The sequence below is a fragment of the Psychroserpens mesophilus genome, assembly GCF_000826645.1.
Lineage (GTDB): Bacteria > Bacteroidota > Bacteroidia > Flavobacteriales > Flavobacteriaceae > Psychroserpens > Psychroserpens mesophilus.
The window spans coordinates 55,319-73,838 of the sequence record NZ_JXJP01000001.1 but is presented as its reverse complement, the minus strand read 5'-3'; the positions used below and the strand labels follow the sequence as shown (position 1 = coordinate 73,838).

The window sequence follows — 18,520 nt, the reverse complement described above, 5'->3', positions numbered from 1 at the left end:
AAGCAAACATTTGAATGTTTGCTTTTTAAAATCTGCTATTAGATATTTGGGATTAAAGGTTAGCTAGTTAGATTACAAACGTAAGTACTTCTTGTGCAAAACCAAATAACATATGTTAATTCTGTTTTAATTCTTTCCTAATTCTACTTAACTGAACTGGCGTAATATTGAGATAAGAAGCGATTTGATGTTGTGCAATTTGCTTATCTATATCAGGAATTCGACTTTTCAATAATTGATAGCGCTCTGTAGCATTTAGAGAAATAGACTCAAATTGCTTTTGCTCATAAATTAAAAACAGATATTCTAAAACTCTGTTGTATAAATTACTAATTTCAATAACAGTTTGTGTCAACTTAAAAAAATCCTCATAATCAACTTCGTAAACAATACAATCTGTTAATGCTTCATAGGTTAAAAGTGAAGGTTTTTTAGTTAAAATCGAACTAAACGGACCAACAAAACTAATGGGTGAATACAAATTTTTTGTGTATTCTTTACCTCTTTCTGAAATACGGACAGACCTCATTAATCCCGAAGTTAAAAAGTAAAGATTATTACTCATGCCTCCTTGTGCGATTGTTTTGTCTCCAGAGGTTAGTGTTTTTTTAGTAGATAGGTTTTTAAGAATTACAAACGTTTCTTTGGAAACATTAAAATTTGACTTAAGAAAATCAAAGCCTGGATTTTCCATGTTTAGTTAGTTAAAAGGGGTTGGTAGTACTAAAGTTTGAAATTTTAAATATGGTAAGCAAATATTACCTATGAAGATGCTTATAAAAAAGATAATGTGCTAAAAAACTACTGACTGAATGATAAAATAGCTGCTAATTTTATTTTCAAATGCTAATTAATAATTATTTTCTTAGTCTTAGTCATTCGTTTCGTTTTGATATACACAACATATGTACCACTATTGACATTTGAAATTTCTAATCCGTTTTGTAAGTCTTGTGCATTAACATTTGTAAATTCTAGTATAGATTGCCCTAAGACGTTTAACAACATGATTTGATCAACATCAGTTTGAAGTCCTTTTACAATTAACCTATTTGTATCGTTATTAAAATAAATTAGATTGTATTGATAACCATTTTCAGGAGTTGAAAGTGTGTCTTCCTGTTCTTTAAATACAATTTCAAATCTTGTTTGAAATACTCCTGATTCTGAAGTAAACTCGTAAGCCTGTTCACTTTTCAGATTGAAATAAGCTCCAGTTAGATTATCTTTGAGATAGACTTCTTGGTCTTCGTCAATATATTCTAATTGTGTCGCTTTTATGGTAAAACTATAATTCCCTGAAGTATTTAAAACCAGCGGAACCACTTTTTCATCTGAAATTGGGCCATATGATTGCATAAGCATTAATTCATCATCTAATATGAGATTTAAATCATTCTCGTTTTCAGATGCATTTTTTGCTTCGTATCCATAATCAAAAGCATCAGACGTCAACGAACTGAAACCTAATAATAATTCCCGACGTGCATCTGGACCGTCAACTGATGCAAATTCAATTCTAATTTTTTGAATGATATTTTCTGAATCTGAAGTCGTTTCATTAGCAGAACTATTGCCTGTTCTTAAAAATACCGAACCTGTATCATAGGTGCCATTAGCATCGCTTTCTTTAATAAAAATTCGCTGACTATTTTTAAACACAACGGTTCCATTAGCTACAATTTCAGTAAAAAACCCTTGACCGACAGGAAGATATCGCGATGGTAACCTTGTTCCTTCTTCTCCTCCAGTACTTCCTCCGTTAATTCCAATAAATTGAGACGCTCTAACAGATCCTAATTTCGTTACTACTGCGTAACCACCATTATATGCATTCAAATAGTGAGAATTTCCACTCCATTGTTGCCACAATTGGATTGAACCACCAATAACACCTACGTTATCATCAATAAATTCATGAACATCTATAGCAGACGGATAAGGATTTCCTAGTAAATAAGTTGTTCTAGAAACTGTAGGCACAGAACCATTCCCTCCAGTATCGGTTACATTAATAGCAACGGTTCCGTTATTAGGCTTCCCTTCAAACAAATATTGTTGTTCAGGATCAGAAGTTCCAGTTCCCTTTTGGGTATATCCAATACCAGCCTCCAGATCTGTACTTTGGTTTATAGCAGTATAATCTAAATACGTTACTCCGTTTTTATAAGTGTACAACCAGCGTGTGCTCAAACTACCAATTTGATGATAAGCATTAGTAAATGTCATGTTACTACCATCTCCTTTCTTGAGCAAATTCAATCTAAAATCGGAGTTATTAGTATTGTTTGTATTAGTATTGTTATTTGTCAACGCTGTTGCTCCAGTTACACCTACAGGAGACGCCCAATAGTTATACCAATATACACTAGCATGTCCTTCTTGACGTCTCAAGATTTTTCCTTGGGAAGATGTCACTAAATCACTGTAAGAATTTTGAATAAGTTGCGAATCATCACTCAGATCTAAAGTCCCATTAAGTTCAAAATACCAGGTGTTTTCAACTTTGTGATCTCCAATTATAGTTAGCTTTTTATTAGCATCAATAAAAAGCCCTAGATTAGTGTGAGAACTTGAAGTAATGATATCGTTTTTAATATTAATAATACTCCAGTCTTTATTAGTAGCAACATTTTCAATATCCCAAACATCACCATGTAACCAAATAGATTCATCACTCCAATCACCTGAACTATTTGTTTGAAAAGGCATTGGTGCTGTTTGAGGCTGCATTGCAGTAATCCCAGTTATGGTTAAAGATCTCGAATATTGTGAAAAGTCATTTAAGGTATTTCCTCTAACATCAGACATTGGATAATATGCCAAAAGGTTGGTCCATGCTATCGTAGCTGAAGTTGAATGATTAATGATGTCTTTATCAATTAATGCACCTCTTACTTTTCCTGAGTTATTAGTAATTTCCTGATACACTATTTGCTGTATTTGTTCAGCTGTTAATGCAGCATCAAAAACTCTCAGCTCATCAATTTCGCCTTTAAAGTATTCTTTATCACTAATTCGACTTGAACGTCTTCCGACTTCAAACCTACCATTACTATTTGTAGTCACATCAATTGTCGCTCCAGTAGCACCATTATGAAATGCAACAAGTTCACCATCAATAAATAATTCATTGCGACCATTAGCGGCTGAAAATGTTCCGGTAACATGATGCCATTCATTATAATTGATACTTGAACCTAAAACTGAATTTTCAGTATTACCATTCGTTTTTGTTGAAAATCCAAGTGTATTTCCATTCTCTACAAATAATCTGCAACTTATATCTTCTCCAGCAATGGTCATAGTTCCTGACGCTGAGTTATCAATTTTCACCCAAGCCATGATTGTTACCTGGTCTAATTCATCTACAAAACCGTTACACGATAGGTGATCATTCACACCATCAAAATCTAATGCTGCAACAGTTGGCGGATTTGTATCAAATAAATCACGATAATCCACCTCTCCACCAGTTAATAAATCTCCATCTGCATCTGGTAATGCAGAAGGGTTATCGATATCTTCATTCACATCTTGTACGGCATCGTTTACACCATTAGTTTCGAAATTATCGTCCAAACCATCATTATCTGTATCTATTCCTGATAGTGTCGTTGCTAATCCACTTTCAAAAATATCTAAAGTTCCGTCGTTATCAGCGTCGGTATCCAAATAATCTGGAATACCGTCGGCATCTGTATCTTGAGGCATCAAACCAGTTCCGTAGTTATCAGGAATTCCGGAAGCATTTACACTTGTTGAAGGCTGAAGATAACCAATAGTAGATTGCGCTTCAACATTATCTGGAATACCGTCATTGTCACTATCAATGTCTAAATAATTAGGAATACCATCATCATCAGTATCTGTAGAAACAGTTTGTGGGTTGACAAAATTCGTCACACAAGAAAACTCTAGACTATAGCGTCTTACTACATAATTAATATGAGTTCTTGCGCGTATGCCCAGACGAACTGTATAGCTAGAAAAGTCAAAATATCGCGCTGCAATATTATTGTTAGGAAAAATATTAGAGGTTCCTGTGTAGTTTGTATCTCCCGAGATAGCCACTAAAAAATTTGGTTCTTCGGTAACGGTAACATTCGTTGGGCTATCAATGACGTAACTAAACGGAATTTGAATCTGGTCAATTTCAAACAATGTTGAATTTCCATCAATATCATTTATATTAATAAATATTTCGGGAACAACAATAGGAATAGCTGTTCCTGATTGCACAAGCTGAATATTAAATTCGACATATGCTTCCTGCTCTGGAAGCATGTTATTAAATTCTAAATTTGGTTTAAAATAGGTTGGATTTGATCCGTTATCATCTAAATCGGTAACTGTTGCACCTATAACGTCAACAATTGTAATTAAGGCGTCAACACCTGTACCAATATTAGCAAATCTAAATACTTCTCCTAAAAGAATCGTAGCGTCATTCCCATCTCCGGAAACCTCTGTTGGAAAGGCATTAAAATTAAAATCGACTTCTCCACCACATTCTGATCCACCTGAAACAGCAACACCTTGTCGCTCCACAACATCTGGTATGCCGTCGTTATCATCATCTAAATCGAGATGATCTGGAATTCCATCATTATCTGCATCTTGAGCTATAGCCAATTGAGATCCAGATAAAAGTATCAGAAAGAAAAGTGTATAAAGTCGTCTTAGCTTCATAGCATAGTGGTCAATAATTCAGACAATTCGTCCGATAGATTTTTTAAAGGGACATTAAATTCATATATGAAAAACCTACGTTTTAGCTCTCATATTCCACACAAAATTAAGCAATTAGAAGTGATTGCTACTCATGTGAATAGTGGATATTAGTTGAAGTGTTATAGAAATCAGATGAAGTTCAATTTACTGAATACAAAACACCGAAAACATCGATAATTGAATACGAAAAGTTATTTAAACTACGTATCCCACCAGATCCTCAATTTTAGAAATGAGCTGAATTTTTATGCTTGTTTTTTTCAATGCAATCTTATTGTACTTGGACACAAAAATAGTTGAAAAGCCTAGTTTTTCAGCTTCTAAAATGCGTTGTTCAACACGCTGAACCGGACGAATTTCACCAGACAAACCTACTTCAGCGGCAAAACAAAAATTGCTAGGTAAAAAGACATCTTCATTAGACGATAATATGGCAGCAACTACAGCCAAATCAATAGCCGGATCATCAACTGTTATACCACCAGTAATATTTAAAAACACATCTTTAGCACCGAGTCTAAATCCTGCACGTTTTTCTAAAACAGCCAGTAACATGTTTAGTCGTTTTGCATTAAAACCTGTGGCACTTCTCTGAGGTGTGCCATAGACAGCAGTACTTACTAAAGCTTGCACTTCAATCATTAAAGGACGCATTCCTTCGAGGGTTGCAGCAACGGCATTACCAGATAATTCTTCATCTTTTTGAGAGATTAGAATTTCGGATGGATTAGTCACTTCTCTCAAGCCAGAACCTTGCATTTCATAAATTCCCAATTCGTGAGTTGAGCCAAATCTGTTTTTATTGGCACGAAGAATTCGAAAGACATGATTGCGATCGCCTTCAAATTGCAAAACGGTATCCACCATGTGCTCCAAGATTTTCGGACCAGCAATATGGCCATCTTTAGTGATATGTCCAATTAGAATTACTGGAGTAGCTGTTTCTTTGGCAAATTTTATGAGTTCTGTTGTACATTCCTTAATTTGAGAAATACTTCCACTAGAAGATTCGATATAATCACTATGCAAGGTTTGGATAGAATCTATTATGACAACATCAGGCTCAAGTGCTTCAATTTGTTTGAATATCAGCTGCGTTTTGGTTTCTGTTAGTATGTAACAATTGTTTGTATTCGGATTAATACGTTCAGCACGCATTTTAATTTGTTGCTGACTTTCTTCACCTGAAACATATAAGGTTTTATAAGGTAGTTTTAGAGATATCTGAAGTAGCAATGTGCTTTTTCCAATGCCAGGTTCTCCTCCTAACAAGGTAAGCGATCCAGGCACTAATCCGCCACCAAGCACACGATTAAACTCCTGGTCTGAAGTATCTAATCTTGCCTCTTGAGACGCATCAATTTCATTAATTCTTAATGGTTTCGAAACGCGTTTTGATATTGAAGCTGGTGTTTTCCAATCGCTTTTTTCAGGCTTTTGAATGACTTCTTCTGTAATGGTATTCCATTCTTTGCATGCCGTACATTGTCCTTGCCATTTGGAATATTGTGAACCACAATTTTGACAGAAAAAAGTTGTTTTTAATTTAGCCATAGATCTGTTCCGTGAAGAACGGGAAACTTTAAAGTTAAAACTTCAGCTAAATTAAGATTTTTTTAGTTGATATCTTTAAACCAAGCAATGATTGATAAGATTTTTACAGTTGCTAATTTTGAAGGCATATTTGCAAAAAGGAAAGCCTTAACTTTGAGAAACAACCACTCAAAAGCATAATCTGTTGAGTATATATTGAATTTAGTTTTCTTCATCTTCATTTTCTCTTTCGTTATCATCAGTAGCCAAATCTTGTAAGTTTTTCAGTTTTGACTTGATGTACTCTTTGTCAATAATTGTAGTTTCACCAAGGGTTAAAGCAGATTCGTAATATTTAGTTGCCTTTTTATTTTTCCCAATTTTCTCAGCATGAAGCGCTAAGTAATACGTTCCTAAAGAAGATTGAGGATCTTGTTTATTGGCTAACTTTCCAATATTTTGAAGCGATTCTAAATCGTCTCGTTCCTCGGCAATAGCAACAATTTTAGCAAACTCTTCCTCAGTTATTGGTTTGCTTATTCCAAAGTACTTTTCAATACGTTCATATCTATTTACAATATATTCGTCAAGCGTCCCCTCGTAGGTCAATACTTTTTCGTTGATTTCTTTTTCATCTAAAGGTTTGAAAATTTCAAAAATCTTATCCAGAGCTTTTGATAATGCTCCTGTAACCAATGTGTAATGAGTATCTCCTTTTAATTCATCGTAATAGAACGTAAGTTTTTGAGTATCTAATGTTTTAAGTATAGTACTTGTTTCTTGAATTTTAGATTTTAAGCTAGGAACATCTTTATCACTTGTAGCCACATAATAAAACACATCATTTTTTAAATGGCCTAAACGTGTCGCCAAGTTATTTGACATGGTTCCTTTATAATCAGGACTAATATTGATATACGCCTGAAAAATAGGTTCATCAGTAAACAAATATGAGTTAATAAAATTAGCCATCATATTATGTCCAATTGCCACTCTAAACGAACTTGTATTGTAATTGTTATCTATATGAGGTAACAGCTCATTCTGAACAAAGTCATAAAATCGCTTTCCAGATTCAAAAGGCATTCCTGTTAGTTCATCAAAATAACCATCATAAAATCGTTCTTCACCCTGAACAATACCAACCACTATAGATTCTGGCATTTCTTTAAAATAAGTTTGAAAGTGAACTTGTCCGAGTACAGGTTCAAATAAATAATCACCATCAAATACGATAATGACAGGATGCTTTACAGAAGATTCCGGATTATAATTATCGGGTAATTTAATTTTGATATCTCTGGTTGTATTCAGATATCTGGATGGTAACTCTTTATTAATGGTTTGCGAAAAAAGTGACGCACTAAATAGAACGACACATGAAATAAGTAGGTATTTTTTCATCGTTTAGTAGGGATTTGGAGGTATAAATATAATAATCCCAACGATAAAACACGCATTTATTCGACGAAATGCATAAACTTTTAAGAATTAGTCTTGAAGCTCATAAATTTTATCCAATAACATGTCTTTAGTAATATAATCTGATTCTTCAAGCAAGAGGCCTGATTGATAACTATTTAGCGCTTTTTTCAAATTTCCATCTTCTTCATAATACATGCCTTGGTAATAAGCACTTATCATAGAGTCTGGATATTCTTGCCTTGCTAATTTAGAAAGTGCTTTCAACGATTCTATATCATTTTTTTTCTTTGAAGCTGCTGCAATTGCTCTTAAATCATTTTCAACCACTTTCTTTTCAAATCCATAAAACAATTCAATATCTTCATATTTTCTCATTAAATAATCAAAAGGGCTTCCTTGGTATTCTAATACTTTTTCGGTGTATTCCTTTTTTGTAATAGGTTTATAAAATGAAAATATTTGGTTTAATGCCTTCGGAATACCTAGTCCGACTAAAGAGTAATGATTCGCGTCTTCAAAATCGTCGAAACGGTAATGGAAAAAATCGTTTTCAATGCCTTTTAAGGCTGTATCTAACGCCATAATATCGGTTTTTAGAGACTTCACATCATCATCAGCTGTTGCCAGGTAATAAAAGGTGTTCGTTTCTATTAAAGGTGCTCTTTGAGCCATTAACTTAGGGATTTCTGGAGCAAGCTCAGGACTTAATAAGACAAATGCTCTAAACATAGGTTTCTCTTTAAAAATGTAATAATTGATAAAGTTAGCACTCAAATCATGACCTATAGCAATTCGAAAATCAGAAACCATATACGTATCTTCTATATATGGAATAAGCTCCATGCCTAAAAACTCAAAAAAATTAGCACCATCAGCAATAGGAAAATTCGTTTCTTCTGCATAAAAGAAATCTTCACTTCTTGTTGCGCTTTGATTAACACCAACAACAATACAATTAGGAATATCTTCCCAATAGGATTGGTAATCGGTATTACCGACAACGGGTTCAAAAAGATAATCTCCGTCTAAAACAACAACTAATGGATATAACGTTTTCTCTTCAGGATTATAGTTTCTTGGCAACTGTATCTTTATATCTCTTGATTCTCCAAGTCTAGAAGACTCGAAAGGCTCATAAATAACTTGAGCTGTAAGAGTAAGTGTACTCAGAAAAACAAATGCGGCTAAAGTAAAATGCTTCATCATAGTTGTTGGATTATACAATGCAAGGTAAAAAATTATTCGGTTCTATTATATATAGGTAAGTAAATTAGAGATAAACCACCAAGCACAATAATCATAAATGTTTGTGATGACCACATGATCCAGCCAAATGCGATACTGGGTTCTTTTGCTATAGCAAATATTGAAAATGCAGCATATACAGCAACTGGATAAGATCCAATTCCACCGTTTGTTGCAGCAATACTAAAACTAGCTGAAATAAATCCAATCAAAATGGCGGCAAAAGGCAGATTTGATGTTTCTTCAAGTGAAAGTGACGTCACATAAAACATTAGCACATACATGGCCCAAATAAATAAGGTATGGAAAATAAATGCCCATTTATGTTTCATTTTAAAAATGGACAAAATTCCTTCTATCAATCCGCTTACAAATGCTCTAGCCTTAACTGCAAGTTTAGATTGGCTTTTTCTTATAAAAATGAGAAGCAAAGCTATAAGGACTACAATGAAAATTGCACCAAATATGAGTTTCTGAGGTTCAAATCGTTCAGAAAAAAACTGATAAATAAAATCGAATTCTAGAAATAATGTAATTGAGATGATTCCAAGCATCACCAACATATCAGCTATACGCTCAGCGACAATGGTTCCGAATCCTTTTTCAAAAGGCACACCTTCATAATTGGCTAATATAGTTGCTCTTGTAATTTCTCCAGCTCTTGGAATTGTATAATTAACCAGATAGGTCGCAAACACCGCCATGACACTGTTAGGTAATCTTAAGGTATAGCCCAAAGGTTCTATCATAAATTTCCAGCGATAAGCTCTTGAAAGATGGCTTAGCAAGCCAAAGAATAAGCCTAAACCAATGTAAAAATAGTCGGCATTTTTAAAATAAGTGATTAACTCTTCAACAGAAATTTTTGACAAAGAATACCATACGAGTAGCACTCCTAATAATAAAGGGAGAACTATTTTTAGGAATCTTGCTGTCTTTATATTCAAAAGTTTATTTTAAAAGATTCGTCGCTTCGTCTGGAAATACCAATGATGGTTTAAATACTTTAGCGTCTTCTATATCCATGAACGCATATGTTATTAAAATAAGAGTATCTCCAACGGCAACCTTTCTGGCTGCTGCTCCATTAAGGGTAATTTCACCACTATGACGTGGTCCAGGAATACAATAAGTTTCTAAACGCTCACCATTATCGTTATTTACGATTTGAACTTTTTCACCTTGAATAATATTAGCAGCCTCCATTAAATCTTCATCAATAGTGATACTACCAATGTAGTTAAGGTCAGCTCCTGTAACTTTTACTCTGTGAATTTTAGATTTTACGACTTGAATTTGCATGCGGCAAAGATAATTAATTTAGTGCGATATTATCTATGAGTCTAATATCATCTGCATATACAGCAATAAAAGCTCTGAATGTCTTTTTGTTAGATTTTCGTTTTACAGTTTTTAGAGTATCAACATCTGCAATTATGAAATATTCTAAATCTAATAAATCATGTTCAGCAAACTGGTTTTCAACCCATTCTGAAACACTAGTAGCACTTTTTGTGCCAAACTTTAATTTGGCAGTTTTTAATGTTTTATATATAAAAGGTGCTGCTTTTCGGTAATCTGGTTGTAATCTTGTATTGCGAGAGCTCATGGCTAAACCATCTTTAGCTCTATAGATTTCACAGCCAATAACTTCGACTGGAATGCGATGTTTTTCTACTAATTTTTTTATAATCATTAATTGCTGAAAATCCTTTTCGCCAAAATAAGCCTTATCAGGTCTAACAATTTCAAACAAACGCTTAACAATAGTTCCTACGCCATCAAAATGACCCGTTCTGAATTTCCCTTCCATTTCATGCTCCAAACCATCATAGACAAAGGGCGTAGACTTCACATCATTACCATAAATATCATATACAGTTGGTGCATAAACAATAATGTTATCTTCAGAAATTTCCTTTAGCAACTCGACATCACTATCTAAAGTTCTAGGATATTTTATAAGATCATCTTTGTTGTCAAATTGAGTCGGATTGACAAAAATACTTACAACTACAACATCATTTTGCTGTAAGCCTTTTCGAATTAATGAGGCATGTCCTTGATGCAATGCTCCCATAGTAGGCACAAAACCGAGTGTTTTATTATCAGACTTTAATGCATCAACATATGCGATTAAGTCTGTTTTGTTTTTAAAAATCCTCATACCATAACAAAAGTTTAACAGCGTGCAAACTTAATATTTTACTAGCAATCTGCATAAATTTTTGTAATTTTGCATGTTTTTTATTTTTAATTCCAAAAACGACAGATTTATGAAAGATAAGAGAATATTGTATGTGTCATCTGAGGTTGTACCATATTTACCAGAAACAGAAATTTCTTCAATGTCATTTGAAGCTCCAAAAATGGTAAACAAACAAGGAGGACAAATACGAATATTTATGCCTCGCTATGGAAATATAAATGAACGAAGACATCAACTACACGAAGTGATACGTCTATCAGGTATCAATCTTGTGATTAACGACTTAGACATGCCATTAATTATCAAGGTAGCTTCTATTCCTAAAGAAAGAATTCAGGTGTACTTTATTGATAATGAAGAATACTTTAAACGAAAGGCGACTCTTTCAGATGAAGAAGGAAAATTATTTTCAGATAACGACGAACGCGCTATATTTTTCGCGAAAGGTGTTATTGAAACTGTAAAGAAATTAAATTGGTCACCCGATATCATTCACGTTAATGGATGGTTAGCAGCTTTATTACCTCTATACCTTAAAGAGTTCTATAAAGATGAACCTTTATTTACAGAAAGTAAAATTGTGACGTCCATATACAATCAAAGCTTTGAAGGAACGTTAGATAAAAACATGGTTAATAAAGTTAAATTTGACAATATTGATGAAGCTAGTATTAAATTACTGGAAACGCCTAATTATAGTAATCTAATGAAAATTGCTATAGATCATTCAGATGCACTTATAAAAGGCTCAGTTGATTTACCAAAAGATCTTGAAGACCATTTAGACGCTTGTGAAAAACCTGTTCTGGACTATTTCCCAATAGAAGAATTTGCAGAGCCTTACACCGAATTCTACAACACCAAAGTACTAAATTAGTTAAAAGCATACATGAAAAGAAAAAAAATTGCCCTAAGAAATGTAGTGATTCTCTCACTACTAACAAGTTTTTTTATTGCTTGTGATAAAGACTTTGCTACATTAGAATCTGACATTGTAACTAATGACAATGCTACAAATTTTAATGGCTTATCGAGAAAATTTGAAGTCATTTCTTATTCCAAGGCATTGGATCCTGTTCAAACTAATGCACTGCCAATTAATTTATTAGGCGTGTACAATGATCCGCTTTACGGAATTACAACGGCTAGTGTGGTCTCACAATTAAGATCTAATTTAATTGATCCTGACTTTGGCAACAATGTTGTACTAGATTCTGTAGTTATAAGCATTCCTTACTTCAGTACTGCTATAGAAAATACTGAAGAAGGCGAAACCATTTATGAATTAGATTCTGTTTTTGGAGACTCTCCGATGAAACTTTCAATTTACGAGAGTAATTATTTTTTAAGAGATTTTGACCCAACGTCGAGTATCAATGATTCTCAGATTTATTATTCCAATCAAACTACAGGCAATTCACCAATAAGTGATGCTTTACTAGAAGGTACATTACTCTATGAAAAAGATAACTTTTTGCCTGATGAAAGACAGATTGTATTAAAAAATGAAGACGGAGAAGTTACAGGTCGTTCTGTTCCTGCTTTGCGTATATCATTTAAAGCTAATGTGGCTGCAGATCAAGACGAAATTGAATATTGGGAACAAAAAATCATTGAAAAATCAGGCTCACCTGAGTTAAGTAACATCAATAATTTTAATGATTACTTTAGAGGAATCTATTTTAAAGCCCAGGCTGATGACGGCACAGGAACATTGTCCTTGTTAAATTTCGCTAGTACTAATGCTAACATTACCCTACATTACACTAGGGATAACACTTTAACTACTGGAGATCCTGTACAATCCACTTATGTATTAAATTTTACTGGAAATCGAGTAAACTTTTTATCAAACGACTTTATGTTATCTGACGGTAATGAAAATGATGGTGATGATAAATTATATCTCAAAGGTGGTGAAGGCTCTATGGCAGTTATAAAATTATTTGATGGTGAAAACACAGATGAAAACATTCTGTTTAACAGCTTTGAATATTTTAAAAATGAATTTGTTGAAATAGATGAAGATGGAAAATTTATTAAGAGTAAAAAATTAATAAACGAAGCTAATCTCGTATTTTATGTAGATCAAGCTAGCGTTGTTGGACTTGAAGAACCTGATCGCATCTATTTATACGATATGAAAAATAATGCTCCTTTAATTGATTACTTTTTTGATACAGCTAACACCACGTTACCTATAAATTCAAGAACTGGTCACTTAGGCAGACTACAACGTGAAGATGATGGTAAAGGTATTAGATACAAGATTAGAATCACAGAACACATCAATAATATGTTAATCAGAGATTCAACAAATGTTGAGCTTGGCTTAGTGGTTTCAGGAAATATCAACTTAGAAAGCAATTCTCAAGATTTTGATGTGTTCAACCCAGATGACTCTAATGAAAAAATCCCTGTGAGTTCAATTATTACTCCAAGAGGGACAGTTCTTTATGGAAATAACACTTTAGAAGAAGAAAAAAAATTATATTTGGAAATCTTTTATACTGAACCAAATAACTAGAAATAACTATGTGTGGAATTGTTGGATACATTGGTCATCGTGAAGCTTACCCTATAATACTTAAAGGTCTCAAACGACTGGAATATAGAGGTTATGATAGTGCAGGAATTGCCCTATTTGATGGTACTGATATAAAGTTATCAAAAACCAAAGGTAAGGTTGATGATCTTCAAGACAAAATTGAAAGAGAAATGCCTACTAATGGTAATTTAGGTATTGGTCACACGCGATGGGCAACTCATGGTGTACCTAACGATGTTAATTCACATCCACATTATTCAAATTCTGGCGATCTTGTTATTATTCATAATGGGATTATCGAAAATTATGAATCACTCAAAAAGGAACTAATAAAAAGAGGATACACCTTCAAATCAGATACTGATACTGAAGTCCTAGTGAATCTCATTGAAGACGTCAAGAAAAATGAAAACACGAAATTAGGAAAAGCTGTTCAGATTGCTCTTAATCAAGTAGTCGGAGCTTATGCCATTGCCGTTTTTGATAAACATAAGCCTAATGAAATTGTTGTTGCAAGACTTGGAAGTCCTTTAGCAATTGGTATTGGAGAGGATGAATTTTTTATTGCCAGTGATGCATCACCATTTATTGAATACACCAAAAATGCTATTTATCTTGAAGATGAGGAAATGGCTGTCGTAAGAAGAAATAAGGGTGTTAAAGTTAGAAAGATTAAAGATGATTCTTTAGTAGATCCATATGTACAAGAGCTTCAGCTTAATTTAGAACAAATTGAAAAAGGGGGCTATGAACACTTTATGCTCAAAGAAATTTATGAGCAACCAAGTGCAATTCTGGACACATTCAGAGGTCGTATGCGTCCTAATGAAGGGATTATAAAAATGGCTGGCATAGAAGATAACATGAAAACCTTCTTAAATGCGAATAGAATCATTGTTGTTGCCTGCGGAACATCATGGCATGCTGGTTTAGTTTCTGAATACATTTTTGAAGATTTGGCCAGAATACCAGTTGAAGTTGAATATGCTTCAGAATTCCGATATAGAAATCCAGTTATAACAGATAAAGATGTGGTAATTGCTATTTCACAATCTGGTGAAACTGCCGACACACTTGCTGCAATTAAATTAGCAAAATCTAGAGGCGCTTTTGTTTTTGGAGTTTGTAACGTTGTTGGATCTTCTATTGCAAGAGAAACAGATGCAGGTGCTTATACTCACGCTGGACCAGAGATTGGAGTAGCTTCTACAAAGGCATTTACAACTCAAATTACGGTTTTAACCTTAATCGCACTTCGTTTGGCTAGAGCGAAAGGAACCATTTCAAGTTCAGAGTTTAGACATCACATGATTGAATTAGAGCTAATTCCTGAAAAGGTAAAACGTGCTCTTGAATCTGATGCTTACGTAAAAACAATTGCAGATATTTATAAGAATGCGAGCAACTTTTTATACTTAGGAAGAGGTTACAATTTTCCAGTGGCATTAGAAGGCGCTTTAAAGCTTAAAGAAATTTCATATATCCACGCTGAAGGTTATCCTGCTGCAGAAATGAAACATGGTCCTATCGCTTTAATTGATGAGAATATGCCAATTGTCGTTATTGCTACAAAAAAAGGACATTACGAAAAAGTAGTTAGTAATATTCAAGAAATCAAATCCCGTAAAGGCAAAATCATTGGTATCGTTACCGAAGGTGATGAGCAAGTAAGAGCATTAGCAGATCACGTTATTGAAGTTCCTGAGACTATTGAATCGTTAACTCCATTATTAACGACGATTCCATTACAACTGCTTTCATACCACATTGCCTTAATGTTAGGAAAAAATGTGGATCAACCAAGAAATCTTGCTAAAGCAGTAACTGTAGAATAAAACTTTTTTACTAAGAGATAATAACGCTCGATATTCCGAATTTAATAAAAAGGATATACTCTTTTTGTTAAAAACTATTATGCACGCATACTTTTTTAAGAAATTTTCATTGCATTAGCATATATTTATTTATATTGCTATACTAAATTTAACTAATTCCCTAAAATGAAGACACTTTTTAAAACTATTATGCTGTTTTGTTGTGCGTTATCTTTTTCACAAACTACAGTAAAAGGTAAAGTCATTGATAATAATGGTCAGCCCTTACCTGGTGCCAATATTATTGTAACTGGTACAACTACAGGAACTATTTCAGATTATGACGGTAATTATACCTTAACCGTTAACCAAGACCCTCCATTTACAATACAAATAAGCAGTGTAGGTTTTGAAACTGTTAATCAGGAAGTAACAACAAACCCTCAAACAATTGATATCACCTTAGTAGAAGGAACCTCTTTAGATGAGGTCGTTATTTCTGCTTCAAGAACTCCAGAGCGAGTATTCGAATCTCCAGTTACTATTGAGCGTTTCGGACTTAAAGAAATTAAAAATACAGCATCAGCAGATTTTTATGATGGTCTGGAAAACCTCAAAGGTGTTGATATCAACACCAATAGTTTAACTTTTAAATCAATAAACACAAGAGGGTTTGCGACTTTTGCTAATACCAGATTTGTGCAACTTGTAGATGGAATGGACAACTCTGCTCCTGCTTTAAATTTCCCATTAGGAAATTTATTGGGTATGACAGAAACTGATGTCTTAAGTGTAGAGTTACTTCCAGGAGCATCATCAGCATTGTATGGTGCAAACGCCTTTAACGGTATTTTATTCATGCGAAGCAAAAACCCTTTCGATCATCAAGGCTTAAGTGGTTATATTAAAAGAGGAATTACTTCTCAAGAAGCCGCAGGAGATAATAATTATACTGATTTTGGAATAAGAGCTGCTCACAAATTTAGTGACAAGTTTGCTGCTAAAGTTAATTTTGCCTATTTAAAAGGTACAGATTGGTATGCAACCGATTACAGAGGAAAAGACAACAAAAATTTTATTGATGGTTCTAGTACTAGAGAAAATGACCCTAACTATGACGGTGTAAACACTTATGGAGAAATTGTGTCTACAAACATTAATGCTGTAGCACAAGAACTGGAAGCACTTGGAATAGCTCCTTCAGGCATCAGTGCTTTAATCCCTTCTGTAAATGTAAGTAGAACTGGATACAGAGAAGAAGACCTAACCGATTACAATGCTGAAAGTGTTAAAGCAGATTGGGGATTATATTTCAGACCATGGGCTGATGATTTTGAAATTCAGTATGTAGGAAAAGTTGGCACTGGTTCTACAATATATCAAGGATCAAACAGATACACCATTAGAAATTTCTTTTTACAACAACACAAAATTGAAATTAAAAACGATAACTTCTTTGTAAGAGGTTATGTTAATGCAGATAATGCAGGTGATTCATATGATATGGTATTTACGGGTGTAAATATTAACAGACAATGGAAACCTGATGAAGTTTGGTTTGGAGAATATGTTAATGCTTTTGCTCAAGGAACATTAGGAGGCTTAAATGCAAATCAGGCACATGCTGCTGCCAGACTGGTAGCTGATGAGGGTCGTTACCTTCCAGGATCTGATGACTTTAAAAGAGCCTTTGAAAAAGTGACAAACGATCCTAGTGTTTTAACTGGTAGCCAGTTTAAAGATGAATCTAAATTTTACCATGGTGATGCCAATTATAATTTTGGTCATCTTCTCGATTGGGCAGAAATTCAAGTTGGTGGTTCTTACAGACAATACCAATTAAACTCATTTGGATCTATTTACACAGATAGAGATGGTCCTATTGATTATTCAGAATTTGGTATTTATACACAAATTCAGAAAAAATTCTTAGAAGAAGATCGATTAAAAGTAACAGCGTCTATGCGTTATGATAAGTCAGAATTTTTTGACGGATTTGTATCTCCTAGAATCTCTTTAGGATATAACATTGGTGACGATGAAAACCATAATATTAGAGCATCTTTTCAAACAGGATTTAGAAATCCAGATACACAATCGCTTTATATTGGATTAGATGCAGGTAGAATTATCTTAGTTGGTAGTGCTCCAGATAACCCAGAAAGAGAAATAAGACCTTACGATTTAAGTTTAACTGGTCAGGCTGTTTTAGGCGGCCCAACAGTACTATTTAGCGCAGAAAATGGATACACCAATTCATTCACAGCGAGTTCTGTAACTGCTTTTGGAGAATCACTTAATCCTGCAGATTTAGAAATTGCCAATCCATCTAAAGTAAAACCAGAACAAGTATCATCTTTTGAAGTTGGTTATAGAGGAAAAATTAAAAACAAAATTATTGTTGATTTTAGCGCTTATTACAATCAATACAAGGATTTTATTACAACTATAGATGTTGTTACTCCGTTTTATGGTGATGTACAACTCCAACAAACACTTCCAGGCACAAACATACCATTAGCTATTGCAGCTTTAGGAAACGAAGACAGACAAGCCTACAGAGCTTACACAAACACTGATGCTGATGTAAGTTCTTATGGAGCAGCCATTGGAATCACTTCTAAAGTCTTTAATGGCTTTGATATTGGTCTTAATTATACTTACGCAAAATTAGACTTTGATGCTGAAGCCAATCCAGATTTCCAAACTAATTTTAATACTCCTGAACATAAAGTTAAAGCTTCTTTTGGTAAAACTGACCTTTTAGAAAACTTAGGATTTAATCTAGCTTGGAGGTGGAGTGATACATATTACTGGGAAGCATCTTTTGCTCAAGGCCAAGTACCTTCTTTTCATGTTTTTGATGCACAAGTCAATTATAGAGTTCCTTCTTTAAAATCTACATTTAAAATTGGTGCAGCCAACCTTCTAGGAGATGAATACTTCACGGCTGTTGGAACTGGCCTTATTGGATCTCAATATTATGTATCTTGGATAATTAATAACTTATAA

13 protein-coding genes are annotated in these 18,520 nt (G+C 33.8%); 4 read left to right on the top strand and 9 right to left on the bottom strand.

Features of this window, described 5'->3' with window-relative positions; genetic code table 11:
* Nucleotides 1-115: 115 nt before the first annotated feature.
* From TD18_RS00270 to panC, 9 genes are all read right to left on the bottom strand, one after another.
* Nucleotides 116-694, bottom strand: a complete 579-nt coding sequence (locus TD18_RS00270; protein ID WP_040246958.1) for a Crp/Fnr family transcriptional regulator — start codon at nucleotides 692-694, stop codon at nucleotides 116-118.
* A 152-nt stretch (nucleotides 695-846) separates the two neighbouring features.
* A complete protein-coding gene (locus TD18_RS16515) occupies nucleotides 847-4,692 on the bottom strand; it encodes a LamG domain-containing protein (RefSeq protein WP_084205801.1) in 3,846 nt (1,281 codons plus the stop codon).
* Nucleotides 4,693-4,929: 237 nt separating this feature from the next.
* Complete coding sequence (gene radA, locus TD18_RS00260) at nucleotides 4,930-6,288, bottom strand: DNA repair protein RadA (RefSeq protein WP_040246956.1); 1,359 nt, start codon at nucleotides 6,286-6,288, stop codon at nucleotides 4,930-4,932.
* Between the two features lie 62 nt (nucleotides 6,289-6,350).
* On the bottom strand, nucleotides 6,351-6,503 hold the full coding sequence (locus TD18_RS17150) for a hypothetical protein (protein WP_160289441.1): 153 nt from the start codon (nucleotides 6,501-6,503) through the stop codon (nucleotides 6,351-6,353).
* Nucleotides 6,490-7,671: an alpha/beta hydrolase gene (locus tag TD18_RS00255; RefSeq protein ID WP_040246953.1), complete on the bottom strand. Its 1,182-nt coding sequence runs from the start codon at nucleotides 7,669-7,671 to the stop codon at nucleotides 6,490-6,492. Before TD18_RS00255 ends, TD18_RS17150 begins: the two co-directional genes overlap by 14 nt.
* Nucleotides 7,672-7,758: 87 nt before the next feature.
* On the bottom strand, nucleotides 7,759-8,898 hold the full coding sequence (locus tag TD18_RS00250; protein WP_241480619.1) for an alpha/beta hydrolase: 1,140 nt from the start codon (nucleotides 8,896-8,898) through the stop codon (nucleotides 7,759-7,761).
* Nucleotides 8,899-8,930: 32 nt separating this feature from the next.
* On the bottom strand, nucleotides 8,931-9,884 hold the full coding sequence (locus TD18_RS00245) for a lysylphosphatidylglycerol synthase transmembrane domain-containing protein (protein WP_040246950.1): 954 nt from the start codon (nucleotides 9,882-9,884) through the stop codon (nucleotides 8,931-8,933).
* A gap of 4 nt (nucleotides 9,885-9,888) precedes the next feature.
* Complete coding sequence (gene panD / locus TD18_RS00240; protein WP_040246948.1) at nucleotides 9,889-10,239, bottom strand: aspartate 1-decarboxylase; 351 nt, start codon at nucleotides 10,237-10,239, stop codon at nucleotides 9,889-9,891.
* Between the two features lie 13 nt (nucleotides 10,240-10,252).
* Entirely contained in the window at nucleotides 10,253-11,104 is an 852-nt protein-coding gene (panC, locus tag TD18_RS00235) for a pantoate--beta-alanine ligase (protein ID WP_040246946.1), read from the bottom strand.
* A 109-nt stretch (nucleotides 11,105-11,213) separates the two neighbouring features.
* Here panC and TD18_RS00230 point away from each other — a divergent pair, with 109 nt between their 5' ends.
* From TD18_RS00230 to TD18_RS00215, 4 genes are all read left to right on the top strand, one after another.
* A complete protein-coding gene (locus tag TD18_RS00230; RefSeq protein ID WP_040247877.1) occupies nucleotides 11,214-12,023 on the top strand; it encodes a glycogen/starch synthase in 810 nt (269 codons plus the stop codon).
* A gap of 12 nt (nucleotides 12,024-12,035) precedes the next feature.
* Nucleotides 12,036-13,673 (top strand): DUF4270 domain-containing protein, encoded by a 1,638-nt coding sequence (locus tag TD18_RS00225; RefSeq protein WP_040246943.1) that lies wholly within the window; start codon nucleotides 12,036-12,038, stop codon nucleotides 13,671-13,673.
* 8 nt (nucleotides 13,674-13,681) lie between these two features.
* Nucleotides 13,682-15,529 (top strand): glutamine--fructose-6-phosphate transaminase (isomerizing), encoded by a 1,848-nt coding sequence (gene glmS / locus TD18_RS00220; RefSeq protein WP_040246940.1) that lies wholly within the window; start codon nucleotides 13,682-13,684, stop codon nucleotides 15,527-15,529.
* A gap of 165 nt (nucleotides 15,530-15,694) precedes the next feature.
* On the top strand, nucleotides 15,695-18,520 hold the full coding sequence (locus TD18_RS00215; protein WP_040246938.1) for a TonB-dependent receptor: 2,826 nt from the start codon (nucleotides 15,695-15,697) through the stop codon (nucleotides 18,518-18,520).